General features: G+C 57.1%; 19 protein-coding genes, 1 rRNA gene and 1 other RNA gene. 18 read left to right on the top strand and 3 right to left on the bottom strand.

Going from position 1 to position 17,178, the window contains the following annotated elements:
- Nucleotides 1-5 precede the first annotated feature (5 nt).
- The 13 genes from rrf to FMN52_RS08605 all read left to right on the top strand — a co-directional run bounded on the left by rrf (nt 6) and on the right by FMN52_RS08605 (nt 10,676).
- Nucleotides 6-120 (top strand): 5S ribosomal RNA (rrf, locus tag FMN52_RS08665).
- A 129-nt stretch (nt 121-249) separates the two neighbouring features.
- Entirely contained in the window at nt 250-1,800 is a 1,551-nt protein-coding gene (locus FMN52_RS08660; RefSeq protein WP_148608242.1) for a 2-isopropylmalate synthase, read from the top strand.
- Nucleotides 1,801-1,836: 36 nt separating this feature from the next.
- Nucleotides 1,837-2,649, top strand: coding sequence for a 2-isopropylmalate synthase (locus tag FMN52_RS08655; RefSeq protein WP_148608241.1), 813 nt, complete (start codon nt 1,837-1,839; stop codon nt 2,647-2,649).
- Entirely contained in the window at nt 2,649-3,134 is a 486-nt protein-coding gene (gene rimI / locus FMN52_RS08650; protein WP_148608240.1) for a ribosomal protein S18-alanine N-acetyltransferase, read from the top strand. Before FMN52_RS08655 ends, rimI begins: the two co-directional genes overlap by 1 nt.
- An 88-nt stretch (nt 3,135-3,222) precedes the next feature.
- Nucleotides 3,223-4,803 (top strand): peptide chain release factor 3, encoded by a 1,581-nt coding sequence (gene prfC, locus FMN52_RS08645; protein WP_148608239.1) that lies wholly within the window; start codon nt 3,223-3,225, stop codon nt 4,801-4,803.
- Nucleotides 4,804-4,824: 21 nt separating this feature from the next.
- The gene (locus FMN52_RS08640; protein ID WP_148608238.1) at nt 4,825-5,610 is read left to right on the top strand and encodes a TatD family hydrolase; all 786 of its coding nucleotides are present in this window, start codon (nt 4,825-4,827) and stop codon (nt 5,608-5,610) included.
- Nucleotides 5,611-5,805: 195 nt separating this feature from the next.
- Nucleotides 5,806-6,234 carry a 50S ribosomal protein L13 gene (rplM, locus tag FMN52_RS08635; RefSeq protein ID WP_008176556.1) on the top strand — a complete coding sequence of 143 codons (429 nt, stop codon included), beginning with the start codon at nt 5,806-5,808 and terminating at the stop codon, nt 6,232-6,234.
- A 12-nt stretch (nt 6,235-6,246) separates the two neighbouring features.
- Nucleotides 6,247-6,639, top strand: coding sequence for a 30S ribosomal protein S9 (gene rpsI / locus FMN52_RS08630; protein WP_069184011.1), 393 nt, complete (start codon nt 6,247-6,249; stop codon nt 6,637-6,639).
- Between the two features lie 242 nt (nt 6,640-6,881).
- Nucleotides 6,882-7,475 (top strand): ubiquinol-cytochrome c reductase iron-sulfur subunit, encoded by a 594-nt coding sequence (petA, locus tag FMN52_RS08625; protein WP_148608237.1) that lies wholly within the window; start codon nt 6,882-6,884, stop codon nt 7,473-7,475.
- Entirely contained in the window at nt 7,475-8,707 is a 1,233-nt protein-coding gene (locus tag FMN52_RS08620) for a cytochrome bc complex cytochrome b subunit (RefSeq protein WP_148608236.1), read from the top strand. Before petA ends, FMN52_RS08620 begins: the two co-directional genes overlap by 1 nt.
- Entirely contained in the window at nt 8,707-9,462 is a 756-nt protein-coding gene (locus tag FMN52_RS08615) for a cytochrome c1 (RefSeq protein ID WP_148608235.1), read from the top strand. Before FMN52_RS08620 ends, FMN52_RS08615 begins: the two co-directional genes overlap by 1 nt.
- 108 nt (nt 9,463-9,570) lie before the next feature.
- Nucleotides 9,571-10,200 carry a glutathione S-transferase N-terminal domain-containing protein gene (locus FMN52_RS08610; RefSeq protein ID WP_148608234.1) on the top strand — a complete coding sequence of 210 codons (630 nt, stop codon included), beginning with the start codon at nt 9,571-9,573 and terminating at the stop codon, nt 10,198-10,200.
- 59 nt (nt 10,201-10,259) lie between these two features.
- Nucleotides 10,260-10,676 carry a ClpXP protease specificity-enhancing factor gene (locus FMN52_RS08605; protein ID WP_240339431.1) on the top strand — a complete coding sequence of 139 codons (417 nt, stop codon included), beginning with the start codon at nt 10,260-10,262 and terminating at the stop codon, nt 10,674-10,676.
- A gap of 45 nt (nt 10,677-10,721) precedes the next feature.
- On the opposite strand, the gene FMN52_RS08600 is transcribed toward FMN52_RS08605, so the two are convergent.
- The 3 genes from FMN52_RS08600 to FMN52_RS08590 are packed head-to-tail and all read right to left on the bottom strand — an operon-like array spanning nt 10,722 to nt 13,642.
- A complete protein-coding gene (locus FMN52_RS08600) occupies nt 10,722-11,312 on the bottom strand; it encodes an SIS domain-containing protein (protein ID WP_148608232.1) in 591 nt (196 codons plus the stop codon).
- Between the two features lie 8 nt (nt 11,313-11,320).
- A complete protein-coding gene (locus FMN52_RS08595) occupies nt 11,321-11,689 on the bottom strand; it encodes a YraN family protein (protein ID WP_148608231.1) in 369 nt (122 codons plus the stop codon).
- A gap of 24 nt (nt 11,690-11,713) precedes the next feature.
- Complete coding sequence (locus FMN52_RS08590; RefSeq protein WP_240339423.1) at nt 11,714-13,642, bottom strand: penicillin-binding protein activator; 1,929 nt, start codon at nt 13,640-13,642, stop codon at nt 11,714-11,716.
- 75 nt (nt 13,643-13,717) lie between these two features.
- Between FMN52_RS08590 and rsmI the strand changes: the two genes are divergently transcribed.
- The 5 genes from rsmI (at nt 13,718) to ftsL (ending at nt 17,159) form a co-directional block, all read left to right on the top strand.
- Complete coding sequence (gene rsmI, locus FMN52_RS08585; protein ID WP_148608230.1) at nt 13,718-14,614, top strand: 16S rRNA (cytidine(1402)-2'-O)-methyltransferase; 897 nt, start codon at nt 13,718-13,720, stop codon at nt 14,612-14,614.
- 53 nt (nt 14,615-14,667) lie between these two features.
- An RNA gene (gene rnpB, locus FMN52_RS08580) (RNase P RNA component class A) lies at nt 14,668-15,017 on the top strand.
- Between the two features lie 302 nt (nt 15,018-15,319).
- Nucleotides 15,320-15,772, top strand: coding sequence for a division/cell wall cluster transcriptional repressor MraZ (mraZ, locus tag FMN52_RS08575; RefSeq protein ID WP_008176533.1), 453 nt, complete (start codon nt 15,320-15,322; stop codon nt 15,770-15,772).
- The gene (gene rsmH, locus FMN52_RS08570; protein ID WP_148608229.1) at nt 15,769-16,752 is read left to right on the top strand and encodes a 16S rRNA (cytosine(1402)-N(4))-methyltransferase RsmH; all 984 of its coding nucleotides are present in this window, start codon (nt 15,769-15,771) and stop codon (nt 16,750-16,752) included. Before mraZ ends, rsmH begins: the two co-directional genes overlap by 4 nt.
- Before the next feature lie 2 nt (nt 16,753-16,754).
- Complete coding sequence (ftsL, locus tag FMN52_RS08565) at nt 16,755-17,159, top strand: cell division protein FtsL (RefSeq protein ID WP_148608228.1); 405 nt, start codon at nt 16,755-16,757, stop codon at nt 17,157-17,159.
- Nucleotides 17,160-17,178 lie beyond the last annotated feature (19 nt).

Raw genomic sequence — 17,178 nt, 5'->3', positions numbered from 1 at the left:
TTTTGCCTGACGACCATAGCGGTCTGGAACCACCTGATCCCATCCCGAACTCAGAAGTGAAACAGACCAGCGCCGATGGTAGTGTGGCGTTGCCCATGTGAGAGTAGGTCATCGTCAGGCGCCTAATAGCCAAACCCCAGCATCCCCGATGCTGGGGTTTTTTATTGCCTGAAACTCAAGCCCTCACTCACCACAGCCCGGTGATATACTCTTTCCATAATGAACGAAATCTCAGAATGGAGCCTGCCAATGCCTGTCACTGATCACCTGGTTATCTTCGATACAACGCTCCGTGATGGTGAGCAAAGCCCCGGCGCCACCATGAACAAAGCGGAGAAGCTCCGCATTGCGAAAGCTCTGGAAAAACTCCGGGTCGACGTTATTGAGGCAGGGTTCGCGATTGCCAGTCAGGGTGATTTCGAGGCGGTCAAAGCGATCGCGGAGTCCATCAAGGACTCAACGATCTGCAGTCTCGCCCGGGCGCTCGACAAGGATATCGATCGCGCAGCCGAAGCCATCCGGCCGGCACAGCGTGGCCGTATCCATACGTTTATCGCCACGTCGCCCATTCATATGAAGCACAAGCTGCAGATGCAGCCGGATGAAGTGGTCGAGCAGGCGGTTCGCTCGGTCAAACGGGCTCGAAGCCATGTCGACGACGTTGAGTTTTCGTGCGAGGACGCCGGACGCTCCGAGCTCGACTTCCTGTGTCGGATCATCGAAGCGGCGATTGATGCGGGTGCCAACACGATCAACATTCCGGATACGGTGGGTTACGCGATTCCCGAGCAGTTCGGTGAAACTATCCGTCAGCTCCTGAACCGGATTCCAAACGCCGACAAGGCCATTTTTTCGGTTCATTGCCACAACGATCTGGGCCTGGCTGTTTCCAACTCTCTTGCGGCGGTCTCACAGGGGGCTCGACAGGTGGAGTGCACCATCAATGGGTTGGGTGAACGTGCCGGTAATGCAGCTCTTGAGGAGATCGTGATGGCGGTTCGTACCCGCCAGGATTTGTTCCACATAGACACCCGCATTGATACCCAACACATCGTGCCTGCATCGCGTCTGGTGTCCACGATAACCGGGTTTCCGGTGCAGCCCAACAAGGCGATTGTGGGCGCCAATGCCTTTGCCCATGAGTCCGGAATTCATCAGGACGGGGTCCTGAAGCATAGGGAAACCTACGAGATCATGCGGGCTCAGGACGTGGGTTGGCATACCAATAGCCTGGTGCTGGGTAAGCATTCCGGCCGTAACGCATTCCGCACCCGTTTGCTGGAGCTTGGGATCCAGTTCGAGACCGAGACGGAGCTGAACGAAGCATTTACACGTTTCAAAGCACTCGCAGATCTGAAACACGAAATTTTCGACGAAGATCTGCAGGCGATTGCCAGCGATACCCGCCAGAAAGAGGAAGATGGCCGGTATGGTCTGGTCTGTATGCAGGTATGCTCCGAGACTGGCGTAGTGCCCAAGGCCAATCTGACCCTGACGGTAGACGGCAAAGAACACAAGGTAGAAGCAGAAGGTAGCGGGCCGGTCGATGCCACGTTCAAGGCGATCGAATCTCTGGTGGATTCCGGTTGCAACCTCCAGCTGTATTCCGTAAACAACATTACCAGTGGTACTGATGCCCAGGGCGAGGTGACTGTGCGTCTGGAGCGCGGCGGCCGGATCGTTAACGGCGTGGGTGCCGATACTGATATCATCATCGCGTCCGCCAAGGCCTATATAGAAGCCCTGAACCTGATCAGTAAGGGTGGAATCCGACAGCATCCCCAGGTTGCGGATGTCTGAAAGTCTAAATTCGGTTAGACCCGACAGGCGAAGTTAATGATTGGATCGGAAGCAGAGCGTCAGTTTTATCTGGGAGCGGCGGGGATACGGATGTGGTATGCCCGGCAACCGTTGCCGGGTGCGGCGCCCAGTCCAGAGTTTGAGTTTCCTGAGGAGACCGGGAGGCCGGAGGCAGCCCCAGGAATCTCCGAGCCTGTATCCCGCCCTGTAAATAATTCAGGGCGCCCGGCCCGTGACAAACCGACAAGGCCTGATCGAACTGAGGGCGTTGCTCGAATCGCGGATCTGCAGGCGTTGATGGAAGCTGGGGTCGGCGCCTCGGGACAAACTTCCGGACAGCCCCAGGAATCGCCTCCATTGCCGGGGGCTGCTACTGACTCCCCGGAACCAGTGCCGCTGGAGGAAGGGGCGACGCCATCGTCCATGATCCCCTCTGAGAGCGTCAACCTGACGGTCTGGGCGGGGAGCGGTGCGGTGCTGATTGGCGGCATGTCCGCGGATGCCAGCAGTCGGTTGCAGGAAACCCTCGCGCTGAACATTCTCAAGAGCATGGGGGAAAGCCAGCCCCGGGTGCTTGGGCAAGTGGCCTGGCCGATCTTCAACAATCTGCTGGTGCCCGGGAACTCCGGCCAGGATTTCGTTGAGGTGATGCGCAGTGTTCTGTCGGGCCTGGAGCGTCAGCAGGTTGTGGTCTTGCAGGGTGGAAAAGGTTCAGAGCAGAGCTGGCTGCGGGAAGCGCTTGGTCGCGAAGCAGCAGTTCGGTTTCCACACACCCTTGCGGAGATTGCCGGTAACCCGACACTAAAGCGGTCCCTCTGGCAACAGATACGGCCTCTGGTCGCCCTTTAATGCCTTATCCCGAAACCTACCAAAAAGTTCTCGACGCCGATCTGCTGGTGCGGCCTCTGGCGCCCGGTGATGTTCCGGCGGTACTTGATATAGAGCGCCAGGGTTATTCCCATCCCTGGAACGAATCGGTGTTTCTCGATTGTTTCAAGGACAACTATCGGCTCTGGGGCGCCTGCCATGGCGGCGTTCTGGTGGGCTACGCGGTCGTGGCCTATATGGTTGATGAAGCGCATTTGTTGAATATCTGCGTCCACCCGAGAGCCCGAAGTGAGGGTGTGGGTCGATATCTCCTGAGGCATGTTCTGGCAACCGCTGCCCATGACGGCATGTCCCAGATGTTACTCGAAGTCAGGGTCAGCAATCATGCCGCCATCGTCTTGTACCAGAATGAAGGCTTTCACGAGATCGGGCAGCGACCCGGGTATTACCCGGCTGCCAACGGTCGGGAGGACGCCCGCGTCCTTATGCTTGCTCTCGGCGAGTGAGCACTGCAGTGCTAGTTAGCGTCACAGCGGCTTAGGGCCTATAATGGCCGCCTTTTCCAGAATATCAGATTCAGGTTGCTTTTCGATTATGTCTAACCTTTCCCAGGAAGTGGCCAAGCGCCGCACCTTTGCCATTATTTCGCACCCGGATGCCGGTAAAACCACCATTACCGAGAAGGTGCTTTTATTCGGACAGGCGATTCAGAAGGCCGGTACCGTCAAGGGGAAGAAGTCCGGCCAGCATGCCAAATCCGACTGGATGGAAATGGAGAAAGAGCGGGGCATCTCGGTAACCACCTCCGTCATGCAGTTTCCCTATGGCGGCAAATTGGTCAATCTTCTGGATACGCCGGGCCACGAGGACTTTTCCGAAGATACCTACCGGACCCTGACAGCAGTGGACTCCTGCCTGATGGTGATTGATAGCGCCAAGGGTGTCGAGGAGCGGACCATCAAGCTCATGGAAGTGACCCGCCTGCGGGACACCCCCATCCTAACGTTCATGAACAAGCTGGATCGGGATACCCGGGATCCGGTCGAATTGATGGATGAAGTTGAGGAGGTCCTGAAAATCGCCTGTGCGCCGATCACCTGGCCCATAGGAATGGGCAAGAGCTTCAAAGGTGTGTATCACCTGCTTCGGGATGAGGTCATCCTCTATCAGTCCGGTCAGGGCCACATGATTCAGGACAAGCGGGTGATCTCAGGGCTGGATAACCCTGAGCTTGATGAGGCGATTGGTGCATACGCCGATGATTTGCGTGATGAAATTGAGCTGGTCAAGGGTGCGTCCCACGAGTTCGATCAGGAGGCCTTTCTTGCCGGCGAGTTGACGCCGGTATTCTTTGGTACCGCACTGGGTAACTTCGGTGTCGACCACATGCTGGACGGTCTGGTGGAATGGGCGCCGGCGCCGCAGCCACGGGAAACCGACCAGAGGCTGGTCCAGCCTCCAGAGGACGGCTTCTCGGGCTTCGTATTCAAGATTCAGGCGAATATGGATCCGCAACATCGCGATCGCGTTGCGTTCCTTCGCATTGTCTCTGGTAGCTACAATCAGGGCATGAAGGCCCGGCATGTCCGTATCGGAAAGGAAGTCCGCTTTTCCGACGCGCTGACCTTCATGGCTGGCGACCGTGAGCACGCCGAGCAGGCCTTTGCCGGCGATATTATCGGCCTGCATAACCATGGCACTATCCAGTTGGGGGATACCTTTACGGCCGGCGAAGACATGAAGTTCACCGGTATCCCGAACTTTGCACCGGAGCTGTTCCGCCGGATTCGTCTGAAGGACCCGCTCAAGGCCAAGCAGCTCCAGAAAGGGTTGATTCAGCTGTCGGAAGAGGGTGCCGTCCAGGTTTTCAGGCCGCTGCGTAATAACGATCTGATCGTTGGAGCAGTAGGTGTTCTGCAGTTCGACGTGGTGGTCAGCCGCCTGAAAAGTGAGTACAAGGTCGAGGCGATCTATGAGCCGATCAACGTCGCCACGGCTCGATGGGTGACCTGCAGCGATGAGCGCAAGTTGGATGAGTTCCAGCGCAAGAACAACGACAACCTGGCCCTTGATGGCGGTGACCGGCTCGCCTATATCGCTCCGACCATGGTAAACCTGAACCTGGCCCAGGAAAGGTATCCGGATATCCAGTTCCACAAGACCCGGGAACATTAGCGGTTCCGGGCGGAGGTGACTGTGCAGCTGATCGACGCCCATTGCCATTTTGATTTCCCCCAGTTCGATGGCCGCCGCATTGCGGAACTTGAGCAGGGCCGCTCGCGCGGACTTCGCGGGCTGGTAATACCTGGTGTCAGGCGACCGGACTGGGGCCGGGTCCGTGACACAGCGCTGGCGCACGAGGCCCTGTTTTACTGTCTTGGAATTCATCCCTGGTTCGTTGAAGAGCATTCGCAGGAAGATCTGACGGAGCTCCGCCGGCTGCTGGAGGCTCGCCCCGAGCGCTGTGTCGCAATCGGTGAGTGTGGGCTCGACCGGCTTCGGGGAAGTCTTGAGCTTCAGTGGCCCTGGTTTGAGGCGCAAGTGGATCTGGCTCGAGAGCTAAACATGCCACTGGTGATCCATTCCGTTAAGACCCATGACGAAGTACACAGTCTGCTCAATCGTCGGCAGTGGGGTGGTCGGGCCCTGCTTCACGGCTTCAGCGGAAGTTTTCAGCAGGCGCGTAAGCTGGTTGACCTGGGGTGCTTCATCGGAGTGGGTGGTGTGATCACCCACCCCGGGGCCCGAAAGACCCGCGATGCAATCGCAAGGCTGCCACTGGAAGCGCTGGTGCTTGAAACGGATGCGCCGGACATGGCTCCCGAGGGCGTGCAGCAGGGGCAGAACTCCCCGCGGTATCTGCCGGATATTCTGGGCGCGCTTGCGGAGATCCGTGGCGGGACGCCGGGGCAACTGGCGCCGGTACTTCTGGATAATGTTTCCCGTTTATACGGTTGGTCCAGTGCTGGTATAGGGGAATAACGAAACGAATCGACACAGGGTTGGCTTTCCTGGGTGGTTCGAGTATACTTCGCGCCCTGGCTTTTCAAGGCGATGTCATTATCTCAGCCCCGAATGATGGCAACGCAACATACAGGTATGGAACCTCCTCCGGATGCCTTGCATTTACCGGTGGCGGTTTTTAACGTTTCTTATATAGCGTTCAAGGCGGAATCAATGAAGACTCTGAGTGCGAAACCAGAAACAGTAAAACGTGACTGGTACGTTGTAGACGCAGCCGGCAAGACGCTGGGTCGTCTGTCAACCGAAATCGCCCTTCGTCTGCGGGGCAAGCATAAGCCTGAGTACACCCCTCACGTAGACACTGGCGATTATATTGTTGTGATTAACGCGAGCCAGGTGCGGGTTACCGGCAAGAAGGCATCTGACAAGATGTACTACAGTCATACCGGCTTTCCGGGTGGAATCAAGTCCATCAACTTCGAGAAGCTGGTCGACAAGGCGCCCGAGCAAATCATTCAGAAGTCTGTCAAAGGCATGCTTCCGAAAGGCCCGCTCGGTCGCGCCATGTTCAAGAAGCTGAAAATTTATGCCGGCGCTGAGCATCCTCACGCAGCCCAGCAGCCCAAAGAACTCGACATTTAACGGAAGGCGGATATGTCTGTAGCACAAAATTACGGTACTGGTCGCCGCAAGACATCCACGGCTCGGGTTTTTATCAAGCCGGGAAGCGGTAACATCTCTATCAACGGTCGCTCAATCGAAGATTTCTTCGGTCGTGACACCCTGCGCATGATCGTTCGTCAGCCGCTGGTTGTTGCCGAATCTACCGATCGTTTTGATATCCAAATCACCGTTAAGGGTGGTGGTATCAGTGGCCAGGCCGGCGCGATTCGCCATGGTCTGACCCGCGCTCTGATGGATTACGACGAAACTCTGCGTCCGGCGCTGCGTAAGGCGGGTTACGTTACCCGTGACGCGCGTGAGGTCGAGCGTAAGAAAGTGGGTCTGCGCAAGGCGCGTAAGCGTCCTCAGTACTCCAAGCGTTAATTTCGCTGGAGCAGATCCTGGAAACCCGGCCCTTTTCGGTCGGGTTTTTTTATGTTCGGGCGATTTGTCAGCAAATTGATCTGGAACAGGGATGAGGCGCCAGCGGCGGCTTTCCGACTTGTAAGCCCTTGGTAATTTCATTACCATTTGGGCGCTTATATTTTTGGGTTGTGAAGTCCTTTTAGATGCACATTGCCGGCTATTTTGCGGGCTGTGACATCGCCTGATGGGAGAAAACCATAATGAGTAATGGCGACGTGAGCCAAGGCCGGCGCCGGTTTCTGATCGGTGCTACGTCTGTGGTGGGTGGAGTCGGCGTCGTCGGTGCGGCCGTTCCTTTCGTGGCATCCTGGAATCCCAGTGCCAAAGCGGAAGCAGCGGGTGCACCGGTAACCGTCAATGTCAGCAAGATTGAACCGGGTCAGCAGATTACGGTCGAATGGCGGGGTAAGCCGGTCTGGATCATCCGCCGTACCGAAGAGATGCAGGCAAATATCGAGAAGCTCAACGATCGGGTGAAAGATCCCCAGTCTGAAGCGCCTCAGCAGCCACCGTATATCGATGGCATCCTGCGCTCCCTGAAGCCGGAATTTGCCGTGCTTGTAGGGCTGTGTACCCATCTTGGCTGTGTTCCTTCCTACCGTCCGGAAGTTGCTCCGGCGGATCTCGGTGATGATTGGCTGGGTGGTCTTTTCTGCCCGTGTCACGGTTCCCGATATGACATGGCCGGAAGGGTCTATGATGCGCAGCCTGCTCCCCTGAACCTGGAGGTGCCGCCTTATCGTTTTGATGACGATGCGACCCTCACGATTGGTCTTGATCCGGAGGCAGCGTAATGCAGAAGCTGATTAACTGGGTAGACGAACGTCTGCCGATCGTCGATGCCTGGAACAAGCATCTGGGCAAGTATTACGCGCCGAAGAATTTCAACGTGTGGTACTTCTTCGGTTCCCTGGCCATGCTCGTTCTGGTTAACCAGCTGGTTACCGGGATCTGGCTGACCATGAGCTACAACCCCTCTGGGGAGGGCGCGTTTGCCTCCGTTGAGTACATCATGCGTGATGTCGAATGGGGTTGGTTGTTGCGTTACCTGCACTCTACCGGTGCTTCGGCATTCTTCGTTGTGGTTTATCTCCACATGTTCCGGGGGCTGATGTATGGCTCCTACCAGAAGCCGCGTGAACTGATCTGGATCTTCGGTATGTTGATCTACCTGATTCTGATGGCTGAAGCGTTCATGGGCTATCTGCTGCCCTGGGGCCAGATGTCCTACTGGGGTGCCCAGGTTATCGTTAACCTGTTCGGTGCTATTCCGGTCATTGGCGAAGATCTGTCCCTGTGGATTCGTGGCGATTACCTGATTTCCGGCATTACCCTGAACCGCTTCTTCGCGTTGCATGTGGTGGCGCTGCCGATCGTTCTGCTTGGTCTGGTTGTGCTTCACATCCTGGCGCTGCATGAAGTGGGCTCAAACAATCCTGACGGTATTGACATCAAGAAGAACAAGGACGAAAACGGCATTCCGAAAGACGGTATCCCGTTCCATCCTTACTACACTGTGCATGACCTGCTGGGCGTCGGTGTATTCTTCTTTATCTTCTTCATCGTCGTGTTCTTCTTCCCAGAAGGCGGCGGGTTGTTCATTGAGAAGCCGAATTTCGAACCGGCAAACCCGCTGAAAACACCAAATCACATTGCTCCGGTCTGGTACTTCACACCTTTCTACGCAATGCTGCGTGCGGTAACCATTGACCTGTTCGGTCTGGATGCCAAGTTCTGGGGTGTTGTGGTGATGGGTGCAGCGATCGCCATTCTGTTCGTGCTGCCCTGGCTGGACAGAAGCCCGGTGCGCTCAATGCGCTATAAGGGTTGGTTGAGTCGGATTGCCCTGGCCATTTTCGCAGTCAGTTTTGTGGTGCTTGGCTATCTTGGTCTTGTACCGGCGACTGAAGGCCGCACCATGGTTGCCCAGATTCTGACGGTGCTGTACTTCCTCTACTTCATCCTTATGCCGTTCTATACGCGTATGGAGAAAACCAAGCCAGTTCCAGAGAGGGTGACAGGATAATGAGAAAGCTGATTTTTGGTCTTTTCATCGCGGTCCTGCCGGCTCTCGGGCTGGCAGCGGGTTCAACCGTGCCGCTGGACAGCTTTGAGTCAGATCACTCTGACAAAGCGTCTCTGCAGCGGGGTGCGGCTCTGTTCACCAACTACTGCATGGGCTGTCATTCCATGGAATATGCCCGCTACAAGCGCGTGGCTGATGATCTGGAGATTCCTGTCGAGTTGTATGAGGAAAACCTGATCTTCACCAGCGCCAAGATTGGCGAGCTGATGAAGAACTCCATGAACAAGGACATGGCTGCTGACTGGTTTGGCGCTCCGCCACCGGACCTTACGCTGGAAACCCGTCTGCGTGGCGAAGCGTGGGTGTATTCCTACCTGCGTGGGTTTTACAAGGACGAGTCCCGTCCGCTGGGCGTGAACAACGTGGTGTTCCCGGCTGTGGGCATGCCCCATGTTCTGGTTGGGATGCAGGGGCTTTGCGCCGTCGAGCCCAACATCGGTACCCCGGCCAGCGTTGAGCCTTTGAGTGGCAACATCAACAACGCGGATATTTGCCCAGAGTACGCTATCGAAGGCAGCATGTCTGGAGCCGAGTTTGACCAGGCCATGTATGATCTGACCAACTTCATGTCTTACATGGCTGATCCGATCAAGCTTGAGCGTGAGCGTCTGGGGATCTTTGTCCTGATTTTCGTGGCCATCTTCTTCGTGTTCGCCTACTTGCTCAATCGTGAGTACTGGAAGGACGTACACTGAGAAATAGGGTATAATCCCGTCCCCTGAGTTCCAGCGGGCATAACCGGCCCGCTGGATTTTTGCGTTTTTTCAGGATCATTTCGGTTTGTTTACTCGTGAGGTAGTTCTATGGGCGTTGTGACCAAGCGGTCATCAATGACGTTTTTCTCGGATCCGACCAGCCATTACAGCCACAGGGTGCGTATTGTTCTGGCAGAAAAGGGTGTTACCGTCGATATCGTTGATGTGGATCCGGACAATCCGCCGGCTGAACTGGCCGACCTGAACCCATACAACGCCCTGCCGACACTGGTAGATCGTGACTTGGTGCTCTACGAGCCCAATATCATGATGGAGTACCTCGACGAGCGGTTTCCGCATCCGCCCCTGTTGCCGGTATATCCAGTGGCCCGTGCCAACAGTCGTCTGATGATTCATCGGATTCAGAAAGACTGGTGTGGTCTGGTTGATCAGATTCTGTCGCAGCCGAACGCCAAGGCTTCTGAAGCAGCGCGCAAAGAGCTGAAGGAAAGTCTGTTGGCAACGGCACCGCTGTTCGGGGAGATGCCTTTCTTCCTGTCTGAAGAGTTCACCATTGTGGACTGTTGTATTGCCCCTATCCTCTGGCGCCTTCCGTCATTAGGTATTGAGCTGAACGAAAAGCAGGCCAAGCCGCTGCAGAAGTACATGGAGAGCATCTTCAGTCGGGAAGGGTTCAAGGCAAGCTTGTCCGATCTGGAAGAAGACATTCGCAGCTGATTTGGTAACGTTCCGCTGGCCGGAGCAGGAGAGTGGCAGTGGCCGAGAGTAAAAACACCATGACGTCCAGTCGCCCGTACCTGGTACGAGCATTCAATGAGTGGATTCTGGACAATGACTGTACCCCCTACATTGTGGTGGACGCAGGCATTCAGGGTGTACAGGTGCCGACTGAGCACGTTGCGAACGGGCAGATTGTTCTGAACATCAGTCCGGGCGCGGTGCGAGGCCTGGTCATCGGTAATGGTGCATTGGAGTTCAGTGCCCGTTTCGGTGGGGTGCCCATGCAGGTGTTCATTCCGCTTCAGGCGGTTATGGCGGTTTATGCCAAGGAAAACGGTGAGGGCATGGTGTTCGGCAGCGAACCCGGCTCCCCGGATCCAGAGGGTACTTCCCGGGAGCGTGAAGGTGAGCAGCCTCAATCCGGGCAGGAGGATCGCCCGTCCGGCAGGCCCACCCTCAAGGTCGTTAAGTAAGCGCCATCCCGTCGTTTTGAAAGAGCCAGCTTATGCTGGCTTTTTTTATCCCCCGAAAATCTTGGCGTCGATCAACCCACAGAGGGCGTTGATGATGAGTAGCAGCAGAGGGGTTGCCTCGGTGGGGCTGAGGTTGTTCAGTGCAATCTCGTGATCTTCAGGATGCAATAGCGACGTTATGTCTGATTTTTCTCTGGCACTGAGAACCACAACGCTCATTTCCCGGTCATGAGCGACCTGGATTGCCTGGATGAGATTTGCCTTGTGGCCATCGTCGACAATCACGAAAAGAAGGTCCCCGGGTTTGCCGATTGCTCGGACCTGGCGTGAGAAGGTGTCGTTGAAGCGGTTGTCCCGGCAGATTGCGGAATAGGTTGTCGCATCGGCTCCGAGATTGATGGCGGGTAACGCGGGCCTGTCGTGTTCGAACCGGTTCAGAAGGGCGGTGCAGAAATACTGGGCCAGAATGTTCGCATTGCCATTGGCGCAGGTGATAATTTTTCCGTCCTGGAGCAACGCTTCCACGAAGGCATTGGCAACCTCCTCAATATCGGGCCCAGCCGTGCTGGCGGCCTGAGCGGTATGCTCCATATGGCTTGCGAACCACTGATTGATCTGGTGTTCGGTGTCGGTCATTTTCAGTATCACTGTCCTGCCAGAATTGCGTTCCTGATCCATTGTACCCGGTATTTTTTGACGGTACCCGGGCTAATGGCAACTACATCAATCCGTGAGAGGTTGTCCCAAAGCCTGTGCCGGTGCAGATAGAATGAAACCGCTCGAATCAGGCGTTTCTGTTTGGGGTAATTGATTGAGCTTGCGGGGTCGACAAGACTGCCCGGCCCCCGATAGCGGACCTCAAAAAACACAAGAGTGTCGCCATCCTGACCGATGAGGTCGATTTCGCCGCCGCGATTGTACACATTTCGATCGAGTATCCGGACGCCTCGGCTAGCAAGGTATCGGGCAGCGACGCCCTCGAAATGATTGCCCAGGGTTTTGGTGCCATCCATGGCGATTGATTTGCTCCTGTGGTGTTATTCGCTAAGGGGGGCGGCTTCCTCTTCCTTTACTGCTGCCTCGCCCTCGTCGGCCACCGGGTCGGGGATAAGCTCGGGGGCCCCGTTGCTAAATTGTGCCCAGAGTTGTTCCCGATGGATGCTGCCCTGAGGCGTCATGGTTAGTACGCCGGTCTGGCCGGATATTGAGGCGCTTTCGACCTGTTTTAGCAGAGGTAGGCGTTTGCTCAGGTGCCACGCATCAGCGCCCATGGCGAACAGCCGGCCGGGCTGGCCACGGGTGCCTGACAGATTTTCCGTGGCGCGGGTGCGCAGTTCGTTGTCGTCGCCCAGAACCCAGGGAATATCCGTGAAAATAACACCGTTCAAGTCGCGGTCCCGGGAGGGTGCGGGGGTGCCTTCGTAGATAATGGAAGGTGAGTAAACCGGCAGGTCACCTCCAAAATAAAAGGCGAACAGTGGCTTGAACTGGCGCGCCACTGTGGGCTCGGCCACCATGACGATGGCGTCGGCGTCCTGCCGGCGCCGCGGCTCGAACTCGACGTCCATGCCGATGGTCCGTTCAACCTGGATGGCCCTGTCCCGGGAAACGGTGATGCCCAGCAGGTCGGCTGTCACCGCCCGAAGGTTGTCCTCGCGGTAAAAGCGTTCGATATCCAGGGCAACACCCTCGTGGGAGGCCATGCGCTTCAGCAAAGCGGCCTCGACGCGATCGCCCCATTCGCCGCCGGGAATGAGAACCAGAACCTGACTCAGTTGTTCGGCGGCCAGCCTGTCTGCAATCTGCCGCGCTTCGTCTTCTGCAGAAAGCCCAAACTGGTAAAGTCCGTCGGCAGGCTTGGTATCGGCGGGCAGGTAGTTCAACCCGAGTGCGGGTACAGGCAGCGTGTTCATTGAGCCAAGTCCGGCCAGCGCTTCTTTTTCCAGAGGGCCAACAACTAGATCGATATCCTGTTCCGCCAGCTGTTTGTAAAGCTCGCTGAACGATGTGCTGGAGGTATCAAAGATGCGGATGTCTGTTGTGCCCCGGTCGGCAGAATCATCGAGGTAGTAAGCTGCCAGAAAGCCATCGCGGATCGCCTTGCCGGCGGTTGCTAGCGGGCCCTTGAGGGGGAGGGCGAGAGCGATTTTTTCAGGGCGGCTTTCCGCCAGTGTGGCGATCAGCTGCAGTTCCGAAGGCAGAACCTGGGCGGCCGGATGACCGGGCCAGTTATTTTGCCAGCTGCGGATGATGCGGCCCTGCTCGTCAATGCCGGCGTCTGGCGCCCGGACAAGGCCGGCCAACTCCAGCCAGCCCTGTGCTTCGTAGCCGATGGCCTCGGCAGAGGCCGACCTCAGCTCGCTGTCTGGTACCTGTTCCAGCAGGGACCAGACTCTGTTATGGATCTGTTGCGCATTCGCGGTGTTATCAGTCTGGGCCAGCAGAATCAGAGTCATGGCCGCAGGCATGGGCTCACCGGCCAGGGCGAAGGTGTCCGCCTGCAGGTTGGCGGCCCGGGTAATCAGGTCGGCCGGGTAGTCGATAAACGTCGACGGGGTGAGTTCGCCAGCGATCTCTTCTGCCCAGGATCCATCTTCAAGGGCGTTGGCGCTTGCCATCGCTAGAAGGAGTTTCTGGTTGGCAAGCTCCGGAGCAGGTTGCGCCAGCTGTGGACTTTGAAGTAGCGTTCTGGCCGCCGTGTCGTTGCCCTGGTCCTGGAACCTGCCGGCAATCCGGAGGAGGTAGGCCTGGGCGGTTTCGATATTGTCTTCGTTGCTCGCCAGCTCCAGGGCCTGATCGGCGGTTTGTGCAACATGGGTTTCGAGATTCACGGTGGCGCAACCAGCCGACAAGAGGGCGGCGGTAAATACGCTGGCCAGGGCTCGTTGATGAATGCGGATCTTTATCATGGCAGGCTCGACATACTCCGGATGATTGGGCTTGTAGCGCCAGACTAACGGTGGCAAGTTTAACAGCTCCGGGGCTAATTCACATGACGTAACTGTCACGGTCCGGGACTCCCCATCAGAGAGGCAGAAGCTTTGAAAAACGAGGTCAGCGATTTCCAGTCGTCAGACAGCCGGAAGGGTGCATTGGGAGGCACGCTTTATGTGGTTGCCACGCCCATCGGCAACCTTGATGATCTGTCTCCAAGGGCAGCCCGGACACTGGCCAGTGTGGATGTGGTTGCAGCCGAGGATACACGTCACAGTGGCCGGCTTTTGAACCATTTGGGCATTCAGAAACGAATGATCGCATTGCACGACCACAACGAAAAAGATCGCGCGGCCGGGATCCTCGCTGAGCTTAATGCCGGGCGCGATGTGGCGCTGATTTCCGACGCCGGTACACCGCTAATCTCCGATCCCGGCTACGTGCTGGTGCGGGACGCCAGGGCTGCGGGGTATCGGGTGAGCCCGATTCCGGGTCCCTGTGCACTGGTGGTGGCTCTGAGCGCGGCCGGCCTGCCGACGGACCGCTTTCTGTACGTGGGGTTTCTGCCTGCCAAGCGCTCGGGTCGCAGGGCCAGTCTTGAGCCATTGGCCAGTGAGCCGGCCACTCTTGTGTTCTACGAATCGCCTCACAGGATTCTGGAGTCAGTGCGGGATATTGCTGAGGTGCTGGGCGAGGATCGTGAGATGGTTCTGGGGCGGGAGCTCACCAAGACCTTTGAAACCTTCTATTCCGGTTCGGTTGCGGAGGTTCTGGCAGAGTTGGAGCAAGATCCCCACGGAACCCGGGGGGAGTTCGTGGTCATGGTTCGAGGTGCGATGACTCAACCCGGTAATGATGACGCGGCTACCATGGATGTGGACCGTGTGCTTCGGGTTTTACTGGCAGAGCTTCCGGTGAAGAAGGTCGCCAAAATGGCCTCGGAGCTGACCGGTCTGTCGAAAAATGAGCTGTACCAGCGCGCACTGGCGCTGAAAGACAGCTGAGTACAGTGGCGTTTTCCCTTGCAAGGCTCTGAGCGCAGGAGTATTGTCTCGCCCGAGCTCGCCAGACAGTCGCCGCCGGTTTTCCGGGGGAGGAAAGTCCGGGCTCCACAGGGCAAGGTGCCAGGTAACGCCTGGGCGGCGCGAGCCGACGGAAAGTGCAACAGAAAGTATACCGCCTAAGCGCCCTCGGGCGCCGGTAAGGGTGAAACGGTGCGGTAAGAGCGCACCGCGTGGCTGGCAACAGTCCACGGCGATGGTAAACCCCACCTGGAGCAAGACCAAATAGGAATCCAATGGCGTGGCCCGCGCTGGATTCGGGTAGGTTGCTTGAGGTCTGTGGTGACGCAGACCCTAGATGAATGACTGTCCAAGACAGAACCCGGCTTATCGGCGAGCTCGCTCTTTTCCCTTCCTGTGACATTCGTCATTCTCAACAGATGTCCTTTATAGCCAAAAAATCTTAAACCTCACTTGCAGTCTTCAGACTTTTTTGCAGGTATTTGATTTTACTTCTTTTCTTTTCCGTAATCTCACCATTTCATCGAATCCGCCTCTGTAACCTATTGTCATAAAAGGAACTTTTGCAAGTGTGGCGCTGTTTGCGGCGCTTGCATTGTGTATTGCGTGTTTCTATAGTGTGCAGAAGTGGGAAAAAGTGGTTTCTAGTGGTTTTTTGTGGATATCGGGCACCCAGAGACAGCGTAAATGAGTAATTTTCTCGGCAGTCATGCCATCAATATGGATGCGAAGGGTCGCCTGGCGATCCCCTCCAAGGTGCGCGAAGAGCTCGCGCAGGCCTGTGGTGGGCGCATTGTATTGACAGCAAACGCTGACGAGGAGCGGTGCCTGCTGGTCTATCCGGAGCCCGAGTGGGAAGTTTTACGGCCCAAAATCGAGGCGCTTCCCAACATGAATAAGGCGGCCCGACGGCTGCAGCGTCTGATCCTGGGTAATGCTGCGCCCATGGAGCTGGATTCGGCCGGGCGCATTCTGATTCCGCCAACCCTGAGAAGCTATGCCCATCTGGAGAAAAAACTGATGTTGATCGGGCAAGGCAAGAAGCTCGAGCTCTGGAGTGAAGAGCGCTGGTTTGCCTGGCTGGATGAATCCTCTGATGACGAAGACATGCCGCCTGAGATGGAGGCGCTGTCCTTATGACCACTGATCGCAGTCAGGAGGCCGGGGCGGCGTACTCGCATCGCTCGGTGCTCCTGGATTCGGCGGTCGACTATCTGGTCAACGACCCCGACGGTTATTACGTGGATGGCACCTTTGGGCGGGGTGGTCACAGCCGCCTGATTCTCGGTCGCCTCGGCCCGTCGGCGCGGTTGCTGGGTATCGACAAGGATCCCGAGGCGATTCGCGCGGCAAAGGAATTGGAAGCTCAGGATAACCGGTTCCACAGTTTCCACGGTTCTTTCGCGGAGTTGGGCGCTGCGGTGGCCGCTCAGGATTGGCAGACAGTGAATGGTGTGTTGCTGGATCTCGGCGTGTCATCGCCGCAGCTTGATGATGCCTCCCGTGGATTCAGTTTCATGCGTGATGGTCCACTGGACATGCGCATGAATACCGAGCAATCGCCTAGTGCGGCCGAATGGCTTGCAACAGCGGACGAGTCGGACATCGCAAACGTGATTTTCCGCTACGGCGAGGAGAAGTTCTCGCGGCGTATTGCCCGGCTCCTGGTCGAGCGTCGGCTGGAAGCGCCCGTCGAGACCACTCGCCAGTTGGCAGAGTTGGTCAGCGAGGCGGTCCCGAAAAAGGAAAAGCACAAGCATCCGGCTACCCGGACCTTTCAGGCAATCCGGATTTTTATCAACCGGGAGTTGGAAGATCTGGAAGTGGGTCTTCAGTCTGCTGTTGATTGCCTTGCCCCGGGAGGGCGCCTGGTGGTCATCAGTTTTCATTCGCTGGAAGACCGGTTGGTCAAGCGGTTCATGAGGAATCTGGCGCGCGGGCCACAGCTGCCCAAAGGTGTGCCCGTAACCGCGGAACAGGAAGCCTCGGACTTCCGGCTCGTTGGCAAAGCCAGCAAGGCCGGCGCAGAAGAAGTAAGTGACAACGTACGTGCCCGCAGCGCAGTCATGCGGGTGCTGGAACGCACCGATATCAGGAAAAACTCGCAGGGGAGCGCGTAACCATGGGCGCTGTTGCCATTGAAGAGCCGGTAAAGACGGCGAAGCTCAACAAGCAGAAGGTCCGGGACGGTGTTGCAACCGCGGTCCGTATTTCAAGGCAGGTTTTCGCTGCCACGAAGCAGGGCAAGGTGCTTGTCTCGCTTGGTCTGGTTGCGGTGTTGCTGGCTTCCTCTATTGGCGTGGTGGTCAGTGCCCACGAGAACCGGGAGCTTTTCAACACACTGTCGCAACTTCAGTCCGAGCGCGACCGTTATCAGAGCGAATGGAGCCAGCTTCTGCTCGAGCAGAGTGCGTTAAGCGCTCATGGCCGGGTCGAAAAGCTGGCCGCGGAGCGTTTCGGCATGGTGGTGCCGGGACGTCAGGATATTGTGCTGGTGCCACTGATGTCGCCGGTTGTCAGCCGGTAATTCACGAGAACAACAACGA

Source organism: Marinobacter sp. BW6 (assembly GCF_008107725.1).
Lineage (GTDB): Bacteria > Pseudomonadota > Gammaproteobacteria > Pseudomonadales > Oleiphilaceae > Marinobacter.
This window is presented reverse-complemented; position numbering and strand designations above follow the sequence as displayed.